The sequence below is a fragment of the Pseudomonas sp. Bout1 genome (genome assembly GCF_034314165.1).
GTDB lineage: Bacteria > Pseudomonadota > Gammaproteobacteria > Pseudomonadales > Pseudomonadaceae > Aquipseudomonas.
In genome coordinates this window covers 945,001-962,414 of the sequence record NZ_JAVIWK010000001.1, presented here as the reverse complement: position 1 = coordinate 962,414, position 17,414 = coordinate 945,001, and the positions used below count along the sequence as shown (strand labels likewise).

The window sequence follows — 17,414 nt, the reverse complement described above, 5'->3', positions numbered from 1 at the left end:
GTTTTTCTACGCGCTTTTCCCGGTCAACCGCTACTGTGTGAGGGTGGGCATTCACCCCGCGCAGACGGGCTTTCGCTGACAGGGAACCATCCATGTTTAAACTCGCCAGGTTGTCCTACACCCTGGCCGCACTGACCTTGAGTGCGGTCGTACAGGCTGACATCACCGTACCGCTGGGTACCCCGCAACGGGTCACCCAGTTGTTCGCCTACCCGAACAATTGCAACGTCGTGTGTTTTCGCCCCTGGACGCTGGAACAGACCGTCGAGCACTACCTCAACCAGAGCCTGCAACGCGATGGTTACAGCCGGGGGAAAGTCAGCGTCAAAACCGAACATGACCAAGTGCTTGCCACCTTCAGCGGCGTGCCGCAGGGTTATGGCCAACCGCTGACCACCTTGCTCGACACTGCAGACCTGGCTTACCAGGGCGCCAGCAAACTCAATAGTGATGGCAAGTGGCAGTTCAACTGGTACCTGTTCCTGCCCCTGGGCATGGCCCTGGAAAACCGCAAGAGCATCGAACTGCTGCACTTCCCGCCGGATTACTCGCTGACCCATTTCCAGGATTACCTGGAGTCGGCCACCACCGACCGCTGGGCAACCTTGCTCACCGCCAATGGCATCCCGGCAACCCAGACGCCGGAATACCAGACCATCATCGACATTGCCCCGATCGCCGCCCCCGCTACGGCGGGCAAGGACCTGGAAGGCGTGTACGGTTATTTCACCGACTACCAGACGCGCATGGTCAAGGAACTGAGCCTGCACGCAGGTGGCGCTTTGCCGATGGTGGCCTTCGGGGCGCCGGTGCGCAGCTGGATCAAGCAGCAATACGGGCAAACCGTGGGGGTGTTGGGCCTGGCGCAGATCAGCCCGGTCGATGGCAGCAAGGTAGCCGTGCTGGGCGCCAATCACCCGAGCTACATCTGGTATGCCGCCAACCCCGACACATATGAGGGTGACGAGCAAAAGGCCGATGAGGCCGGTTTAAAGGTGATGGGCCAGGATTTAAGCGCCGCCTGCTGGCAAGCCGCGATGGGCCAGAAGCCCGCCAGCGATCCAAATGTGCAACTCAAAGGCTGCATGAACACGTGGCAGGTGACGCGCAAGGAGCAGACCTGCGAACTGTTCTACACCTCGATCCGCGAGCTGACGCCCGAACAAGCGAACGCCAAATGCGCTCAACCTGCGATCAAAACTCAGCTGAGGCAATTGAAAAGCGCACCGCCCGCACCGTCGGTTGATGCACCGGAGCTTTGACGCAGGCTGCAAGAAGGGCATTTTCCTACATAAAACATAGCCAATTTCTACTGTCAGATTTGACAGTAGAAATTGGATCCCACTTCAGCGAGTCTTGAGCCGCGCCCATCCGCTGCAAGACTGGCAGTCGAGACACCAACGGCAGGTCAATGCAGCCCCTTCCTGGAGAGTTATGAAGACTCAAGCCATGGACAAGGCTAAAACCGCTGTGAGTGACTGCCTTTATCCCTTTGGGCCCCTGCTCGGCGAGCAGCGCTACCCCCGTGCGAGCGACTATGAAGTGGTGCATACCCGGGAGGGGTCAGGCGAGGGGATCAAGACACGTGTCGCGTTTGATAGCCGCCTGTGCATCGCCAAGGTGTCCGGCTATGCGTTGAGCGAACGACGCCTGCATACGGTGCAGATGTCGTCGCGCATCCACTTGTACGACCCGTGGTTCAGCGGCCTGCTGTCGCACTCGTGCAACCCGAACACGTTCCTCGACATGACGTACCTGGAACTGTGGTCCGTTCAACAGGTGCCTGCCGGCGCCCTGCTGACCATGGATTACGCCCACACCGAGGACGTGTTGTTCCGACAGTTTCGCTGCCAATGCGGCGAACTCAACTGCCGGGGGTGGATCACCGGCATGAAGGAGCCGCTGAATACCGAGGGGCAACAGTTCATGGAGCAGTGGCGCAAGCGCAAAAGCCCCTAGACCGCACCCAACGGGCGCAGGCGGTATTGCGGCGGCAACTGCTCGAAACCACTGATGGTGGTGTTCAGGCTCTTCCACCGACCATCCTTGATCCCGTAAATGCAGCCGTGAACCGACAGGCTCTGCCCGCGATGCCAGGCGTTTTGCACAATGCTGGTGTGGCCGACGTTAGCCACTTGCTGGATCACGTTCAGCTCGCACAGGCGGTCTACGCGCTCCTCTTCCGTGGGCAACTGGGCCAGCACGTCGCGGTTTTCGTAATACAGGTCACGGATGGTGCGCAGCCAGCCGTCGATCAGGCCCAACTGGTTGTCCTGCATCGAGGCGCGCACGCCGCCACAGCCATAGTGGCCGGTGACCAGGATGTGTTTGACCTTGAGCACGTCAACCGCGTACTGGATCACCGACAGGCAATTGAGGTCGGTGTGGAGTACCACGTTGGCCACGTTGCGGTGCACAAACAGGTCGCCCGGCAGCATGCCCACGATCTCGTTGGCCGGTACGCGGGCGTCGGAGCAGCCGATCCACAGGTATTCCGGGGTTTGCTGGCGGGCGAGCTTGGCGAAGAATTCGGGATCTTCCTGTTTGATCGCATCCGCCCAGCGTTCGTTGTTATCAAGCAGGTCTTGTAGTTCGTTCATCAGGGAAAGCCTCAGGAATGATGCGCAGCTTTGACAATCGACCGCCCATCCGGGTCACGCCAGGAATAAAGATAGCCGGCTGGCAATTACTTGAATCTTGGGGAGCCATGCCTGTCCACACACTATAAGCCCCACAGTATGAGGAATCGCCATGACTGATTCACGACGTCCCTACGGCGCTACACAGCCCGAACCGATTGATGACAATGAAGATCGCATGGGCGAGATGCGCGAGCTGGATTTTGACCAGGAGGAGCCGACCGCGGAAATCGGCGATGAGATTCCGCTTCGCGAACGCGAGCACCTGATGCCCGACGAACGGGTGCGCGAAGCCGGGATGACCGGCGCCTCCACCGACGATCATGACTCAACCGATGATGACATGAGCCCGGAAACGCTGATCCATGAGGATGGCGCCCGCGATGCGCAGGAAGCGGGTGAAGACAACCCGGCGGATTACGATTTGAGTATCGTCGATGAAGACGAGATCGGCGGCGGCAATGGCCTGGATGAGGCCGAGTTGGCCGATATCGATCCAGTAGACGGCAACCGCTGACACAACACAGACCCAGCGGTGAAAAATGCCCCTTGTGGGAGCCGGGCTTGCCCGCGATGCAGGCGCCTCGGTGTCTCAGCGAGACCGAGGGGATGCCATCGCAGGCAAGCCAGCTCCCACAGTGGGTCGCATTCCAATGTGGGGCGAGGTTGCCCGCGAAGCTTTTGGGATCAATCCACCAGGGTGCAGGCCATCACGACCGCATCTTCACGACCACCAACGGCGGGGTAATAATCCCGCCGACGGCCAATCTCGTTGAAACCGTAACGCTCATACAACCGGAATGCGCCGGTATTACTGTCGCGCACCTCCAGGAAACATTCCCGCGCCTTGGCCGCGTAAGCCCGGGACATCAGGTGCTCCAGCAGGCTCAACCCCAGGCCACGCCCCTGGTTTTCCGGCTTGACGGTGATGTTCAGCAAATGTGCTTCATCAAGGATGATCTGCACCACGCCGTGGCCCACCTGCTGCTCACCTTCGAACATCAACCAGATCTGGTATTTGCCCAGCCCGTCGAGAAAAATCCCGCGGGTCCAGGGATGGCTGAACGCTGCGTATTCGATCTTCAGTACAGCGTCGAGGTCCGCCTCGGTCATCGGGCGGAAGGATAAAGCTTCACTCATCGGTACTTTTCCAGCGCGCCATCAGCCGGCGCATGGCTTGCCAGACATCAGCCTTACGCTGTGGCTCTTCCATTAATAGTTCCAGGCCCGGCAGGGCCCAGACGCAGCCCAGGCCTTCGACCTGCAGTTCGCGGTACCAGGCCTCGGCGTTGGCTTCGCCGGCAAACCGCACGGCAGGCAGGCCGATCAGCCACAGGCACACGCAGGGTTCGTCTTCCAGGCGCGCCGACACAAAACCTTGCACAAAATCCCGCGCAGCGTCCGGGCCCTGGTCCATGGTGCCCCGCACCAACAGCGGCCAGCGTACCGGCTCACCGACAATTTGCGGGCTGTCGGGCAGGCCGGCGGCGCGCAGCATGTCTTTGAGCAGCAAATACGCGGGGTCGCGGGTCTGGAAGCGCTCGCCTGTGGGTAACTCCACCAGCAACAGGCAACGCCCGGCCCGCAGCAACTGCAAGGCAAAGCGCGGCGGCGGAACCACCGGGGCCTTGGCCACGGCGGGCGCCTCTTCGGCGACGACTGGCTTGGCCACCGGCGACGGGCGTGGGACTTCGACCTTTGGCCGCACCACCGGGGTTTCGGCCACAGGCTTGACCAGTGGCACCGGCGCAGCCGCCTCCTCACCCGAAGGCTGGAAAGCCTCGAACGGTTGCGGGGCCTCCAGCAGCTCGGGCCGCGAGGGCGCGGCGAACGGTAATTCAGTGCGCGGCAGCCAGTTGACCACCTGCATGGCGGTCAAGTAAGCGCGACGTCGGGACTCGATAAGCAAAGGTCGGCCACTTGTGGATAACTAAAGAACGGGGATTCTACCGCCCTTCGACGAAGATCGCCCGCAGTTGATCGTTCCGCTGAACGCCTCACGACCGGCTGTGGATAAATCCCGGCACCGATGCAGTACAATCGCCGCTTTTAATCGCTAACCAGCCGGCCATTCCGATGATCGAACCCAAGCGCGTCTTGCGCGCCCTCGCCGAACACTGGGCCCTGCTTGAGCCACTGTGCGAACACTTCGACCAAGGCACCCTGAGCCTCAGCGAATTACGCGCCCAACTGGCTGCCCAACAACTGGACAGCACGCCACAGGACATCACCAGCCTGCTGGACGTGTGGATTCGCCTGGATATCCTGGTGCCTGTCGCCAAGAGCCCGAACCGTTTCGAGCTCAATGCACAGATCCACGACTTCCTGGCCTATCTTCGCAAGGAGCACCGGCTGGGCCTGTGCCTGGAAATCGAAGCCTACCTGCGCCACCTTGAGCGCCTGGCGGGTTATATCCAGGACGCCTTCGACATCCGTGACGGCCATGACCTGGCGCGCCAACTGCGCCTGCTGGACATGCGCGTGCGCGACGTGCTGAAAAAACTCGCCAACGACGAACAGGCCCTCGCCGCCGTGGCCGACCGCGCCAAGACCAGCGACCGGCAGATTCCGTTGCGCCAGCGTTACGCCGAAGTACTGGCAACCTGGGACGAATACGTCGAGCCGATGATCCAGTTGGTGAATGCCGACGGCGCCTTCGAGCAAGGCGTGCGCAAGGTCGAGAACGTGCTGCTGCGCATGCTCACCGAGCAGCAGCGCCTCGGCCATTTGGTGGACGACGACATGCTGCTGCGCACCCACGCGCGCATCCTCGAAATGCAGACCAGCGCCCAGCTGACCTTGCGCCATGCCCGGGAACTGCTGCTGCCGTTGCGTGAAGAAGCGCGGCGGCACAACGCCGTGACCCGTGGCGCGGCGCTGGCCTTGTCGGCGATCCGCCGCAAGGGCCTGGACGCGGTGCCGCAAGCGGCGATGCCGATGTTTACCCGGCCGCAAAGCACCTTCCTGGGCAGTGCCAGCCAGGTTGAAGCCTATGTGTACGCCCTGGCCAACTTCGAACCGAAGCCGGCGCGTTTCCCCAAGGCGCACAAATCCCACAAGGGCGAAGCCCCTCGCGCCCCGCGCACGGTCAAGGAAATGCTCGAGCGCTGCGAAGATGCACTGCCGATGCCCGACCTGATGACCTGGCTGCTGGAGCAGGAACCGGACGGCGCAACCGACGAGTTGCTGTACTGGTTCTCACGCCTGTCGCGGGAGAAACGCTTCAAGCGCGAACGCCTGGAACGACGGGATTACCACACTCACGAGCATCAGGTCAGCCTGCGCTCATTCGCCCTGCTTCCAGCCAGCATTGAAGCGGCCGGGAATTCTGCGAGCACCCCTAATGCATCTTGATCTATCCGAACTGTCCCAGCTGGCGCCGATCTTTCGCGAGCTGTTCAAGGGTTACCACGTCAGCCGCCGCGACCCGGAGCTGTACGCCCAACTGTCGAACTTCCAGGACCAGTACCGCACGCTGTTCAAGGCCCTGGGCTTTGAACTGGTGTGCGACACCCGGGGTTTCTACTACTTCGTGCCGGATACCGCCGTGGCCGCCGCGCAGGTCAACAAGACCGCCCAGCGCCTGGCGTTGTTCACCTTCATCATCGTCGAACACCTGGCCGACCAGGGCCGCGACCCAATCGCCGTGCTCGACGGCGGCAGCCTGGGCCGTGATGAGCTGCCGTCGTTGCTGGAAAAGTACCGCGACCTGTTTATCCAGGCCGAAGTGACGACCGTTGAGGAGCTCGAAGAAAAAATCATGCGTCGTATGACGCAACTGGGTTTTGCCAGTGAAGAGAACGGCATCTACCGCTTCTTGCCGCCGATGCACCGCTTCCTGGATGTGTGTCTCTCGGTGCAGCAAGACCGTGACCTCGCCGCCAGTATCCACAGCGTGTTGCCGCTGCCGGCCCCGGTGATCATCGATGAAGACAGCGATGAAAAACTGCTGAAGACCGATGACCCGCTGGACTTGACCGAATTTGAAACAGAGAGCGAAGAAGACGCCATGGCCCGCGCCATTGCCGAAGAACAGGAGACCGACGCATGAGCAAGGAACGCTACGGCATTCGCCGCTTCGCCCTTTTGAACACCGCCGGTTACAGCCTGGGTTTGTTCCCGCTGGAAGAACCGCTGTCGGTGTATGGCGCGAACAACCTCGGTAAATCGGCTTCGATCAACGCCTTGCAGTTCCCGATTCTGGCGCGCATGTCAGACATGAGTTTCGGCAAGTACACCCTGGAACAATCCCGGCGTTTCTACTTTGCCACCGACACCAGCTACATCCTGGTGGAAGTCGCCCTGCCCCACGGCCCGCACGTGATCGGCGTGGTCGGGCGCGGCCCGGGCGGTGGGTTTGGTCACCAGTTCTTCGCCTATGCCGGCAAGCTGGACTTGGCGCATTACCAGAAGAACGACACCTGCCTGCGCCAGAAAGAGCTGTTCACCAACCTTGAGCGTGAAGGCCTGAAAGCCTATGAGCTGAAGCCCGATGAACTGCGGCGTTTGCTGGTAGGCGGCCATACGTCGATCCCGCTGGACCTGACCCTGATCCCGCTGCGCTCCACCAGCGAGCAGAGCCTGAAAACGTTCCGTGCGCTGTTTATCAACCTGCTGCACATGCGGGAAATTACCGCGGCCAAGTTGAAGCAGCTGTTCCTGGATGCCTTCGAACACAGCCTGCGTTCCGGCAGCGTGGATTACATCGCGGCGTGTGAAGAAGCGTTCCGTGATGTAAGGCGCATGGAACAGGACTACAACTCATTGGTCGCAGCAGGGCCGCTGGTGGAAGCGCTTTCCAATGGCGTGAAACAGCGGGAAATCCTGCGCGGCAAACTGCATCGCCTGTCGCCATTGCTGGATTCGTTGCTGGGCACCTGGTCGGACTACGCCAGTGCGCGCAAGGAAGAGCTGACGATCCAGGCCGAGCATTATCGCAACGAGCAAGACTCGCTGCAGAACGACCAGCGCGGCGGCACTCAGGAGCTGATGCGCCTGGAGCGGGAAATCAGCGGCATTCAGCGCTGGCTGGGTGAGCTGTCGGTGCTCAAGCATCGCTTCGCGCTGGTGGATGACGTCAAGGTGCTGGAACAGCAACTGTTGGCCGCCAAGGACGCTCACGATGAATTGGCCGGTGCCCTGGCGCAGTCGCGTCAGTTCAGCGCCGAGGATTTGGACGAGCGCCTGCGCGACCTGGAAAAGCGCCTGAAGTCGGTGAAGCAGCAACTCGATCACGCCGACAACAACAGCTACGCCAAGCTGCGCGAAGAATTCTCGCAGCAGGATGTCGAGCGCCTGATGCGCCTGTTCAACAGTTCGCTGTTCAGCTTGCCGCTGGGTGAACATGGCATCACGCTGGACGAGGAAGGCCTGTGGGTAAAATCCCTGGAGCAGATCCTCGATGGCTTCAAGGGCGAGCGGTTTGAAGTGCCGGGGTTGGCCATTGATATCTCGCATATCGAGCCGCCGGCGTTGCAGGCGCTGGCTGACCGCGCCGCGTTGCGCGACCAGAAAGAGCGCCTGGAAAAAGAACTCAAGCAACTGAAAACCCAGCAGGCCGTAGCCTCTGATCGCGCGGCGAGCAAGACCCAGACTGAAGCGCTTTACCAGCAGGTGCTGGACGCACAGAAGGCGCTGGAAGACTTCCGCCGCGCCCAGACCCTGAGCGCCGAAGAAGGTGAGAAGCTGGAAAACCTGGCGCAGATGGAAGGCGCCCAGGACGAGTTGAAACGCTCCAGCGATGCGTTTACCGAGCGCGTCCAGCAACTGTCGGCCAAGCTGCAACTGGTGGGGCGCCAGATTGGCGACATGGAAGCCAAGCAGCGCACGCTGGATGACGCGTTGCGTCGTCGTCAGTTGCTGCCGGCGGACTTGCCGTTCGGTACGCCCTTCATGGACCCGGTCGACGATTCCATGGAAAACCTGCTGCCGCTGCTCAATGACTATCAAGACAGCTGGCAGGGTTTGCTGCGCGCTGATGGCCAGATCGACGCACTGTATGCGCAGGTACGCCTCAAGGGCGTGGCCAAGTTCGACAGTGAAGATGACATGGAGCGTCGCCTGCACCTGCTGATCAACGCTTACGCGCACCGTACTGACGAAGCCCTGACCCTGGGCAAGGCACGGCGTGCGGCGGTCACCGATATCGCGCGCACCTTGCGCAATATCCGCAGCGACTACGACAGCCTTGAACATCAGTTGGCGCTGTTCAACCGTGAGATCAACAAGCGTCAGGTATCCAACCTGCAGAGTTTCCGCATCGTGCTCGCGCCGAACAAGGAAGCCCTCAAGCATATCGACCAGATCATCCACAGTGCCGGCCAATATGAAGAAGGCGAAACCCTGTCGGTGTTCGACCTGAGCCAAAGCGCCGAGCAAGACAACAAGAACGAGGAAGCCAAGGAATACCTGGCGCGCCTGGTCGCGGCCAACCATAACCAGCTGGGCCTCAAGGACTTGTTCGAACTGGCGTTCGAGATCACCAAGGTCAACGGCCAGCCAATCATTCATACCGACATTGATGGCGCCGCCTCCAACGGCACCACCATGACCATCAAGGCGCTGACCAACATGTACTTGTTGCTGCACTTGATGGACCGCGACCAGGCTGGGCGCGTGCGCTTGCCTTACTACCTCGATGAGGCCGCGGACATCGATGAGAAAAACCAGGCAGCATTGCTGGAAACCAGCTTGCAGTTGGGCTTTGTGCCGATTCTGGCGAGCGTGAAGCCGCAGGTCTCCGCCCAAGTGGCGATTGACCTGGAAGGCGGCAGCGGGCCGAACGGGATCTACATTGACGAGGCAGACTGGAAGTACATTCGTCGTCACGATGTGGTGAAGGCGACGGTGAATGTGCAGGCGGATGAGCCGGAGCTGGATGAAGTTTAATCGGCTGCGCTGACATACAAAAAGGCCGCGATCTTTGGATCGCGGCCTTTTTTGTGGCTTGGGATTTGTGGTTTTTTTGAGTGCCCTGTCGGGCAAGCCCGGCTCCCACATAGGGATGCATGCCCCTGTGGGAGCCGGGCTTGCCCGCGATAGCCGCGCCTCGGTTTACTTGCCGAGCGAAATTTTAGGTGCCCAGGTCAGCCATTCGTCTTCAAACTTGTCGAACAGCGGGAAGGTCTGCTGCGGGCGTGCGGCATTGCCCATGCGTTCGCCGTCTGGCGTCGCAAAGGCGATGCCGCCGGCGACCAGGGTCTCCAGGGATTCGGTACGTACCGTCGCGCCCTTGAACAGGCCGAAGTCGAGACCAAACCCGCTGGTGTTCCAGAAGCGGCTGCCACTGCGCACCAGGGGCGCGTACTTGGGCTCGATCAGGATGTGGATCAGTACGCGGTCGGCGGTCTGGCCCAACTCGTAGCCTGTGACTTTACCCACCGTGACTTCGCGATAGGTAACCGGCACACCCTCCTTCAGCGAGCCACGGCGCGCGGCGCTCAACACCAGGCTCAAGCCTACTTCCTGATGGACAGCTTCCGGCGGTTGGTCGAGGGCGACAAAGCTCTTTTGCGGGCCGGCGTTCTTTACCGCTGGCTGCACTTCGATGTATTGCCCGGTGACCAGGGTTTCCAGGTTCGACGTCTTCATCAGCCCAAGTTCAGGCTTGACCACCCAGAACTGACTGCCAGCGCGGGCGATACGATCTGCTACCTGGGTAATGCGTGCACTGAGCAGCACCGATTGCATGTCGGCACTCAAGTCGACGCTTTCGATCTTGCCTACGTCCAGCCCCTTGAAGCGGACCGGCGTACCCGGGCGCAGGCCATCGGCGCGGTCAACCTTGATGGTCACCAGCGTACCGTGCTGGTTGGCGGCTTCGCGATCGGGGAACAGGCGGAAACGCGGGATGCGCTTTTTCAGCGGCACATTCTGTTCCGGGGTCTCGAAGGCGATACCGCCCGCCATCAGGCTGGCCAAAGATTCGCTTTTGACCTGGATGCCCCCTGTCAATCCGCCGGTCAGGGTTACGCCGCTGGCGTTCCAGAATCGGGTGGAGCCGTTGACCAGGCCTTCGTATTCCTTCTCGATGTGGACGCCGATCACCAATTGCTTGTTCTTGCGCGAGAACTGGTAGCTCTGCACGGAGCCGACCTTGACCTGCTTATAGAGGATCGGGCTGCCGACATCCAGGGAACCGAGGTTGTCGGTGAACAGCACCATGTGCAGGCCAGGGGAACGCAGGTCCAGCGGCGGTGCCTTGGCCCGGGCCACAAATTCCCGTTGCGGTGCGCTGCCCTTGTCGCCGGGGCGGATGGCGATGTAGTTACCTTTGACCAAGGCTTCCAGCCCGGTGATGCCAGCCAGGGAGATGGACGGTTTGACCACCCAGAACTGGGTGTCCTGGACGAGGTAGTCTTCGGCCAATGGGTCAAGGGTCAACTCGGCACTCGCGCTGGAAAGGTCCGGGTCGATCTTCAGGGTTTTCAGGCTGCCGATCTGGATGCCTTTGTACATCACCGGCGTGCGCCCCGCTTGCAGGCCCTCGAAGTCGCTGAGTTTGACCTTGACCTTGATGCCCGCGGCGGCAGCGTCGAAGTCTTCGTACAGGCGGAACGGCAGGCTCGGATCCGTCGGCGGGCTGTCCTTGCGGTTCTCTGGCGTAGCGAAGGCGATACCGCCGGCCACGATGCTGGCCAGGGATTCGCTGCGCACTTTTACGCCGGAGAGGTTGGCGTCGATGCTGATGCCGCTGGCGTTCCAGAAACGCGTGTGTTTGCGCACCAGGCTGGCGTAGGTCGGCTCGATGTAGACCTTGATTTCGACGGTGGTCTGGTCCTCGGAGAGCAGGTAGCTTTTGACCTGGCCCACCTGGATCTGCTTGTAGAACACCGGGCTGCCACGGTTCAGCGAGCCGAGGCGATCAGCTTTGATCGTCAGGTGCAGGCCGGGTTTGGCGTCGGATAAAGGGGGCTCTTCGGACAAGGCCTTGAACTTGCGCGTCGGCTCACCATCGCCCGGGCTGGCAGCAATGTAGTTGCCCGAAACCAACGTTTCCAGGCCGGTGATACCGGCCAGGCTCACGCTGGGTTTTACCAGCCAGAAGCGGGTGTTGGTCTTGAGGTATTGCTCGACGTCCTTGTTCATCTCGATGGTGGCAATCACCCCGCGATTGTTACCTTCGTCATCCAGGGCCAGGGTTTTGACCTTGCCCACGGACATGCCTTTGTAGACCACTTCGGTCTTGTTGGCCTGGATCCCTTCGCCGCTTTCAAAGCGAACCTGAATCTCGATACCTTGCTGGTTGTAGGCGCGCCATCCCAACCAGCCGCCGATGATCAGGGCAATCAGGGGCAGCACCCAAATGGCCGACCAGTTGGAAGCTGGGCGGGTTTTAGCCTTAGGCAAATCACTCATGGTCGTCGTCCGACTCCGTGTTATCCCAAATCAGTCGGGGATCAAAAGTTACGGCGGCAAGCATCGTCAAGATCACCACACTGGCGAACGCCACGGCACCGAGATTGGCCTCGACACTGGCAAGTCGCCCAAAGTTTACGACCGCCACCAGGATGGCGATCACGAAGATATCCAGCATGGACCAGCGGCCAATGAACTCGATAAAGCGGTACATGATAATGCGTTGTTGCGCGGAAAGTGGCTGGTGACGCTGCACCGAAAACAGCAGCAGGCCGATGCCCACCAGCTTGAAGGTCGGTACCAGGATGCTGGCGACAAATACCACTGCGGCAATGGGGAACATGCCGTGCTGCATCAGTTGGATCACGCCGGACATGATGGTGCTCGGGTCGCCTTGCCCCAGGGAGCTGACGGTCATGATCGGCAACAGATTGGCTGGGATGTACAAGATGGCCGCCGTGATCAGCAGCGCCCAGGTGCGCGTCAGGCTGTTCGGGCGACGAGCATGGACCAGCGCACCGCAACGGGTACAGGTTTGCTCGTCGGTGTCCGGGTCTTGCTTGTTCAACTCGTGGCATTCAGTACAGATCAGAATGCCCGCATCAATCGCCCGCATGAGTTTGCTCTCCTGACAGCGCTTCCCAGATCTGGTGAGGCGACATAACCACTTCCAGCAGTACCTGGACCATTAACAGACTCACGAAACAGGCCAGGCCCAGCCCGATGGTGATGGAGGCCATGTCGGCCAGTTTTACGATCGCCACCAGCACGCCCATCAGGTAGACCTCGAGCATCCCCCAGTCTTTGAGGTGGTGGTAGATGCGATAAAACAGCAGGCCGTGGCTGCGGCCGATGTTCCAGCGGATACTCAGCAATACCGCCAGTTGGCACAAGAGCTTGAGCAACGGGATGCCCATGCTGCAAAGGAACACCACCACGGCGACGCCTTGCATGCCGGTATCGAACAGACCGACAACGCCGGTCCATACGGTGTCTTGCGAGGACTGCCCGAGTAGATTGAGCTGCATGATGGGTAAAAAGTTCGCGGGAACGTACAACAACAGCGCGGCAATCACTAACGCCAGGCTTCTTTCAACGACGTTGTTGCGATGGGCGTACAGCTCGTAGCCGCAGCGCGAGCACTGGGCCTTTTCACCGCGGGCGAGCTCTGGCTTGCGCATCAGCAGGTCGCACTCATGGCATGCCACCAGCTTGTCCAGCGGTAAGTCTGACACCTCGTGGGTATCAACCGGGTCGGGCATATAGGGCTCGGGCTCTAAAAAAGATCAGGTGCCTATTCTAGTGTTCTGGTTCAGAAATAACTGTGCAAATTTGTCGGCTGCAGGTGTAGATCAAACGGGGCGGTTTGCTCGTAAAGTTTTCGACCGCCAAAAACAAAACCCCTGATTGCGTTAGCAATCAGGGGTTCTGGAATTTAATCTTGACGATGACCTACTCTCACATGGGGAAACCCCACACTACCATCGGCGATGCATCGTTTCACTGCTGAGTTCGGGATGGGATCAGGTGGTTCCAATGCTCTATGGTCGTCAAGAAATTCGGGTACTGAGTCGTGGCCAGCTGGCCTCGCTTCAGCAAATTGGGTATGTGATAGCTTTCGGTGTTTTGTAAGATCTCGAACTTTCGGTTCGTTTCGTCTTCACACACCGCAATCTGATGCTTCTGCTTGTTTCCAAGTCAGGAGTAGTCAAATTGCTTGGGTGTTATATGGTCAAGCCTCACGGGCAATTAGTATTGGTTAGCTCAACGCCTCACAGCGCTTACACACCCAACCTATCAACGTCGTAGTCTTCGACGGCCCTTCAGGGAACTCAAGGTTCCAGTGAGATCTCATCTTGAGGCTAGTTTCCCGCTTAGATGCTTTCAGCGGTTATCTATTCCGAACATAGCTACCCGGCAATGCCACTGGCGTGACAACCGGAACACCAGAGGTTCGTCCACTCCGGTCCTCTCGTACTAGGAGCAGCCCCTCTCAAATCTCAAACGTCCACGGCAGATAGGGACCGAACTGTCTCACGACGTTCTAAACCCAGCTCGCGTACCACTTTAAATGGCGAACAGCCATACCCTTGGGACCGGCTTCAGCCCCAGGATGTGATGAGCCGACATCGAGGTGCCAAACACCGCCGTCGATATGAACTCTTGGGCGGTATCAGCCTGTTATCCCCGGAGTACCTTTTATCCGTTGAGCGATGGCCCTTCCATACAGAACCACCGGATCACTAAGACCTACTTTCGTACCTGCTCGACGTGTCTGTCTCGCAGTCAAGCGCGCTTTTGCCTTTATACTCTACGACCGATTTCCGACCGGTCTGAGCGCACCTTCGTACTCCTCCGTTACTCTTTAGGAGGAGACCGCCCCAGTCAAACTACCCACCATACACTGTCCTCGATCCGGATAACGGACCTGAGTTAGAACCTCAAAGTTGCCAGGGTGGTATTTCAAGGTTGGCTCCACGCGAACTGGCGTCCACGCTTCAAAGCCTCCCACCTATCCTACACAAGCAAATTCAAAGTCCAGTGCAAAGCTATAGTAAAGGTTCACGGGGTCTTTCCGTCTAGCCGCGGATACACTGCATCTTCACAGCGATTTCAATTTCACTGAGTCTCGGGTGGAGACAGCGCCGCCATCGTTACGCCATTCGTGCAGGTCGGAACTTACCCGACAAGGAATTTCGCTACCTTAGGACCGTTATAGTTACGGCCGCCGTTTACCGGGGCTTCGATCAAGAGCTTCGCGTTAGCTAACCCCATCAATTAACCTTCCGGCACCGGGCAGGCGTCACACCCTATACGTCCACTTTCGTGTTTGCAGAGTGCTGTGTTTTTAATAAACAGTCGCAGCGGCCTGGTATCTTCGACCGGCATGAGCTTACGGAGCAAGTCCTTCACCCTCACCGGCGCACCTTCTCCCGAAGTTACGGTGCCATTTTGCCTAGTTCCTTCACCCGAGTTCTCTCAAGCGCCTTGGTATTCTCTACCCAACCACCTGTGTCGGTTTGGGGTACGGTTCCTGGTTACCTGAAGCTTAGAAGCTTTTCTTGGAAGCATGGCATCAACCACTTCGTTAACTAAAAGTTAACTCGTCATCAGCTCTCGGCCTTAGAATCCCGGATTTACCTAAGATTCCAGCCTACCACCTTAAACTTGGACAACCAACGCCAAGCTGGCCTAGCCTTCTCCGTCCCTCCATCGCAATAACCAGAAGTACAGGAATATTAACCTGTTTTCCATCGACTACGCTTTTCAGCCTCGCCTTAGGGACCGACTAACCCTGCGTCGATTAACGTTGCGCAGGAAACCTTGGTCTTTCGGCGTGGGTGTTTTTCACACCCATTATCGTTACTCATGTCAGCATTCGCACTTCTGATACCTCCAGCAAGCTTCTCAACTCACCTTCACAGGCTTACAGAACGCTCCTCTACCGCATCACCCGAAGGTGATACCCGTAGCTTCGGTGTATGGTTTGAGCCCCGTTACATCTTCCGCGCAGGCCGACTCGACTAGTGAGCTATTACGCTTTCTTTAAAGGGTGGCTGCTTCTAAGCCAACCTCCTAGCTGTCTAAGCCTTCCCACATCGTTTCCCACTTAACCATAACTTTGGGACCTTAGCTGACGGTCTGGGTTGTTTCCCTTTTCACGACGGACGTTAGCACCCGCCGTGTGTCTCCCATGCTCGGCACTTGTAGGTATTCGGAGTTTGCATCGGTTTGGTAAGTCGGGATGACCCCCTAGCCGAAACAGTGCTCTACCCCCTACAGTGATACATGAGGCGCTACCTAAATAGCTTTCGAGGAGAACCAGCTATCTCCGAGCTTGATTAGCCTTTCACTCCGATCCACAGGTCATCCGCTAACTTTTCAACGGTAGTCGGTTCGGTCCTCCAGTTAGTGTTACCCAACCTTCAACCTGCCCATGGATAGATCGCCCGGTTTCGGGTCTATTCCCAGCGACTAGACGCCCTATTAAGACTCGCTTTCGCTACGCCTCCCCTATTCGGTTAAGCTCGCCACTGAAAATAAGTCGCTGACCCATTATACAAAAGGTACGCAGTCACCCAACAAAGTGGGCTCCCACTGCTTGTACGCATACGGTTTCAGGATCTATTTCACTCCCCTCTCCGGGGTTCTTTTCGCCTTTCCCTCACGGTACTAGTTCACTATCGGTCAGTCAGTAGTATTTAGCCTTGGAGGATGGTCCCCCCATATTCAGACAAAGTTTCTCGTGCTCCGTCCTACTCGATTTCATGACTAAGAGATTTTCGCGTACAGGGCTATCACCCACTATGGCCGCACTTTCCAGAGCGTTCCGCTAATCTCAAAGCCACTTAAGGGCTAGTCCCCGTTCGCTCGCCACTACTAAGGGAATCTCGGTTGATTTCTTTTCCTCAGGGTACTTAGATGTTTCAGTTCCCCTGGTTCGCTCCATACACCTATGTATTCAGTGTAAGGTAACCATCTTATGATGGCTGGGTTCCCCCATTCAGACATCTCCGGATCAAAGTCTGTTTGCCGACTCCCCGAAGCTTTTCGCAGGCTACCACGTCTTTCATCGCCTCTGACTGCCAAGGCATCCACCGTATGCGCTTCTTCACTTGACCATATAACCCCAAGCAATCTGGTTATACTGTGAAGACGACATTCGCCGAAAATTCGCAATTACTTACAAATTTTACCTTAGCCTGATCCGTTACCAGTGAAAGTAACGTCCAGTCTATCTTTCTATCACATACCCAAATTTTTAAAGAACGATCTAATCAAAGACTAGAAATCAACATTCACCATCCTAACGATGGAATGCTCATTTCTAAGCTTTACATGACAGAAGCAGTTAGTGGTGGAGCCAAACGGGATCGAACCGTTGACCTCCTGCGTGCAAGGCAGGCGCTCTCCCAGCTGAGCTATGGCCCCGTATTTCTACAGGCGTTTCCCACACAAAATTGGTGGGTCTGGGCAGATTCGAACTGCCGACCTCACCCTTATCAGGGGTGCGCTCTAACCAACTGAGCTACAGACCCAATTTCGGGCTGCTTCTTTATCGTCTTCTTCAATGAATCAAGCAATTCGTGTGGGAACTTATGGAGCAGCTGATGTCGTCGATTAAGGAGGTGATCCAGCCGCAGGTTCCCCTACGGCTACCTTGTTACGACTTCACCCCAGTCATGAATCACACCGTGGTAACCGTCCTCCCGAAGGTTAGACTAGCTACTTCTGGTGCAACCCACTCCCATGGTGTGACGGGCGGTGTGTACAAGGCCCGGGAACGTATTCACCGCGACATTCTGATTCGCGATTACTAGCGATTCCGACTTCACGCAGTCGAGTTGCAGACTGCGATCCGGACTACGATCGGTTTTCTGGGATTAGCTCCACCTCGCGGCTTGGCAACCCTCTGTA

At 58.4% G+C, this 17,414-nt stretch carries 12 protein-coding genes, 2 tRNA genes and 3 rRNA genes (1 of these 17 running past the window's edge); 6 read left to right on the top strand and 11 right to left on the bottom strand.

Going from position 1 to position 17,414, the window contains the following annotated elements:
- The first annotated feature begins 92 nt into the window (after positions 1–92).
- A complete protein-coding gene (locus RGV33_RS04200) occupies positions 93–1,262 on the top strand; it encodes a hypothetical protein (RefSeq protein ID WP_322143201.1) in 1,170 nt (389 codons plus the stop codon).
- Positions 1,263–1,434: 172 nt separating this feature from the next.
- Entirely contained in the window at positions 1,435–1,959 is a 525-nt protein-coding gene (locus RGV33_RS04195) for an SET domain-containing protein-lysine N-methyltransferase (RefSeq protein ID WP_322143200.1), read from the top strand.
- On the opposite strand, the gene can is transcribed toward RGV33_RS04195, so the two are convergent.
- Positions 1,956–2,600, bottom strand: a complete 645-nt coding sequence (gene can, locus RGV33_RS04190) for a carbonate dehydratase (RefSeq protein ID WP_003214385.1) — start codon at positions 2,598–2,600, stop codon at positions 1,956–1,958. The genes RGV33_RS04195 and can overlap by 4 nt on opposite strands.
- Positions 2,601–2,751: 151 nt before the next feature.
- Between can and RGV33_RS04185 the strand changes: the two genes are divergently transcribed.
- Positions 2,752–3,156, top strand: coding sequence for a serine kinase/phosphatase (locus RGV33_RS04185; protein WP_322143199.1), 405 nt, complete (start codon positions 2,752–2,754; stop codon positions 3,154–3,156).
- Between the two features lie 170 nt (positions 3,157–3,326).
- Here RGV33_RS04185 and rimI read toward each other — a convergent pair whose 3' ends face one another.
- Positions 3,327–3,779: a ribosomal protein S18-alanine N-acetyltransferase gene (gene rimI, locus RGV33_RS04180; protein WP_048724386.1), complete on the bottom strand. Its 453-nt coding sequence runs from the start codon at positions 3,777–3,779 to the stop codon at positions 3,327–3,329.
- Complete coding sequence (locus tag RGV33_RS04175; RefSeq protein WP_322148612.1) at positions 3,772–4,509, bottom strand: energy transducer TonB; 738 nt, start codon at positions 4,507–4,509, stop codon at positions 3,772–3,774. The genes rimI and RGV33_RS04175 overlap by 8 nt, the downstream gene beginning before the upstream one ends.
- Before the next feature lie 206 nt (positions 4,510–4,715).
- Here RGV33_RS04175 and mksB point away from each other — a divergent pair, with 206 nt between their 5' ends.
- From mksB to mksF, 3 genes are read left to right on the top strand one after another with little or no spacing between them, the layout of a single operon-like run.
- Positions 4,716–5,993, top strand: coding sequence for an Mks condensin complex protein MksB (gene mksB / locus RGV33_RS04170; protein ID WP_322143198.1), 1,278 nt, complete (start codon positions 4,716–4,718; stop codon positions 5,991–5,993).
- Positions 5,983–6,690, top strand: coding sequence for an Mks condensin complex protein MksE (mksE, locus tag RGV33_RS04165; protein ID WP_322143197.1), 708 nt, complete (start codon positions 5,983–5,985; stop codon positions 6,688–6,690). Before mksB ends, mksE begins: the two co-directional genes overlap by 11 nt.
- Complete coding sequence (mksF, locus tag RGV33_RS04160; RefSeq protein WP_177087239.1) at positions 6,687–9,527, top strand: Mks condensin complex protein MksF; 2,841 nt, start codon at positions 6,687–6,689, stop codon at positions 9,525–9,527. The genes mksE and mksF overlap by 4 nt, the downstream gene beginning before the upstream one ends.
- Positions 9,528–9,692: 165 nt before the next feature.
- On the opposite strand, the gene RGV33_RS04155 is transcribed toward mksF, so the two are convergent.
- From RGV33_RS04155 to RGV33_RS04120, 8 genes are all read right to left on the bottom strand, one after another.
- Positions 9,693–11,996 carry a PqiB family protein gene (locus RGV33_RS04155; protein WP_322143196.1) on the bottom strand — a complete coding sequence of 768 codons (2,304 nt, stop codon included), beginning with the start codon at positions 11,994–11,996 and terminating at the stop codon, positions 9,693–9,695.
- Positions 11,989–12,612 carry a paraquat-inducible protein A gene (locus tag RGV33_RS04150; RefSeq protein WP_226477389.1) on the bottom strand — a complete coding sequence of 208 codons (624 nt, stop codon included), beginning with the start codon at positions 12,610–12,612 and terminating at the stop codon, positions 11,989–11,991. The genes RGV33_RS04155 and RGV33_RS04150 overlap by 8 nt, the downstream gene beginning before the upstream one ends.
- Entirely contained in the window at positions 12,599–13,258 is a 660-nt protein-coding gene (locus RGV33_RS04145; RefSeq protein ID WP_322143195.1) for a paraquat-inducible protein A, read from the bottom strand. The genes RGV33_RS04150 and RGV33_RS04145 overlap by 14 nt, the downstream gene beginning before the upstream one ends.
- Before the next feature lie 177 nt (positions 13,259–13,435).
- A 5S ribosomal RNA gene (rrf, locus tag RGV33_RS04140) occupies positions 13,436–13,551 on the bottom strand.
- Between the two features lie 173 nt (positions 13,552–13,724).
- A 23S ribosomal RNA gene (locus tag RGV33_RS04135) occupies positions 13,725–16,618 on the bottom strand.
- 234 nt (positions 16,619–16,852) lie between these two features.
- Positions 16,853–16,928, bottom strand: a tRNA-Ala gene (locus RGV33_RS04130).
- 30 nt (positions 16,929–16,958) lie between these two features.
- A tRNA-Ile gene (locus RGV33_RS04125) sits at positions 16,959–17,035 on the bottom strand.
- 83 nt (positions 17,036–17,118) lie between these two features.
- Positions 17,119–17,414 (bottom strand): 16S ribosomal RNA (locus tag RGV33_RS04120) (it continues 1,241 nt past the right edge of the window).
- Together the 16S, 23S and 5S rRNA genes with 2 tRNA genes alongside form the textbook arrangement of a ribosomal RNA operon.

Excerpts from the sequence above, each read along its gene's own strand:
- RGV33_RS04150 (WP_226477389.1), bottom strand. The coding sequence starts at position 12,612 with ATGCGGGCGATTGATGCGGGCATTCTGATCTGTACTGAATGCCACGAG.
- mksE (WP_322143197.1), top strand. The coding sequence starts at position 5,983 with ATGCATCTTGATCTATCCGAACTGTCCCAGCTGGCGCCGATCTTTCGC.
- RGV33_RS04175 (WP_322148612.1), bottom strand. The coding sequence starts at position 4,509 with ATGCAGGTGGTCAACTGGCTGCCGCGCACTGAATTACCGTTCGCCGCG.
- rimI (WP_048724386.1), bottom strand. The coding sequence starts at position 3,779 with ATGAGTGAAGCTTTATCCTTCCGCCCGATGACCGAGGCGGACCTCGAC.
- RGV33_RS04195 (WP_322143200.1), top strand. The coding sequence starts at position 1,435 with ATGAAGACTCAAGCCATGGACAAGGCTAAAACCGCTGTGAGTGACTGC.
- RGV33_RS04155 (WP_322143196.1), bottom strand. The coding sequence starts at position 11,996 with ATGAGTGATTTGCCTAAGGCTAAAACCCGCCCAGCTTCCAACTGGTCG.
- can (WP_003214385.1), bottom strand. The coding sequence starts at position 2,600 with ATGAACGAACTACAAGACCTGCTTGATAACAACGAACGCTGGGCGGAT.
- RGV33_RS04200 (WP_322143201.1), top strand. The coding sequence starts at position 93 with ATGTTTAAACTCGCCAGGTTGTCCTACACCCTGGCCGCACTGACCTTG.
- mksB (WP_322143198.1), top strand. The coding sequence starts at position 4,716 with ATGATCGAACCCAAGCGCGTCTTGCGCGCCCTCGCCGAACACTGGGCC.
- mksF (WP_177087239.1), top strand. The coding sequence starts at position 6,687 with ATGAGCAAGGAACGCTACGGCATTCGCCGCTTCGCCCTTTTGAACACC.
- RGV33_RS04185 (WP_322143199.1), top strand. The coding sequence starts at position 2,752 with ATGACTGATTCACGACGTCCCTACGGCGCTACACAGCCCGAACCGATT.
- RGV33_RS04145 (WP_322143195.1), bottom strand. The coding sequence starts at position 13,258 with ATGCCCGACCCGGTTGATACCCACGAGGTGTCAGACTTACCGCTGGAC.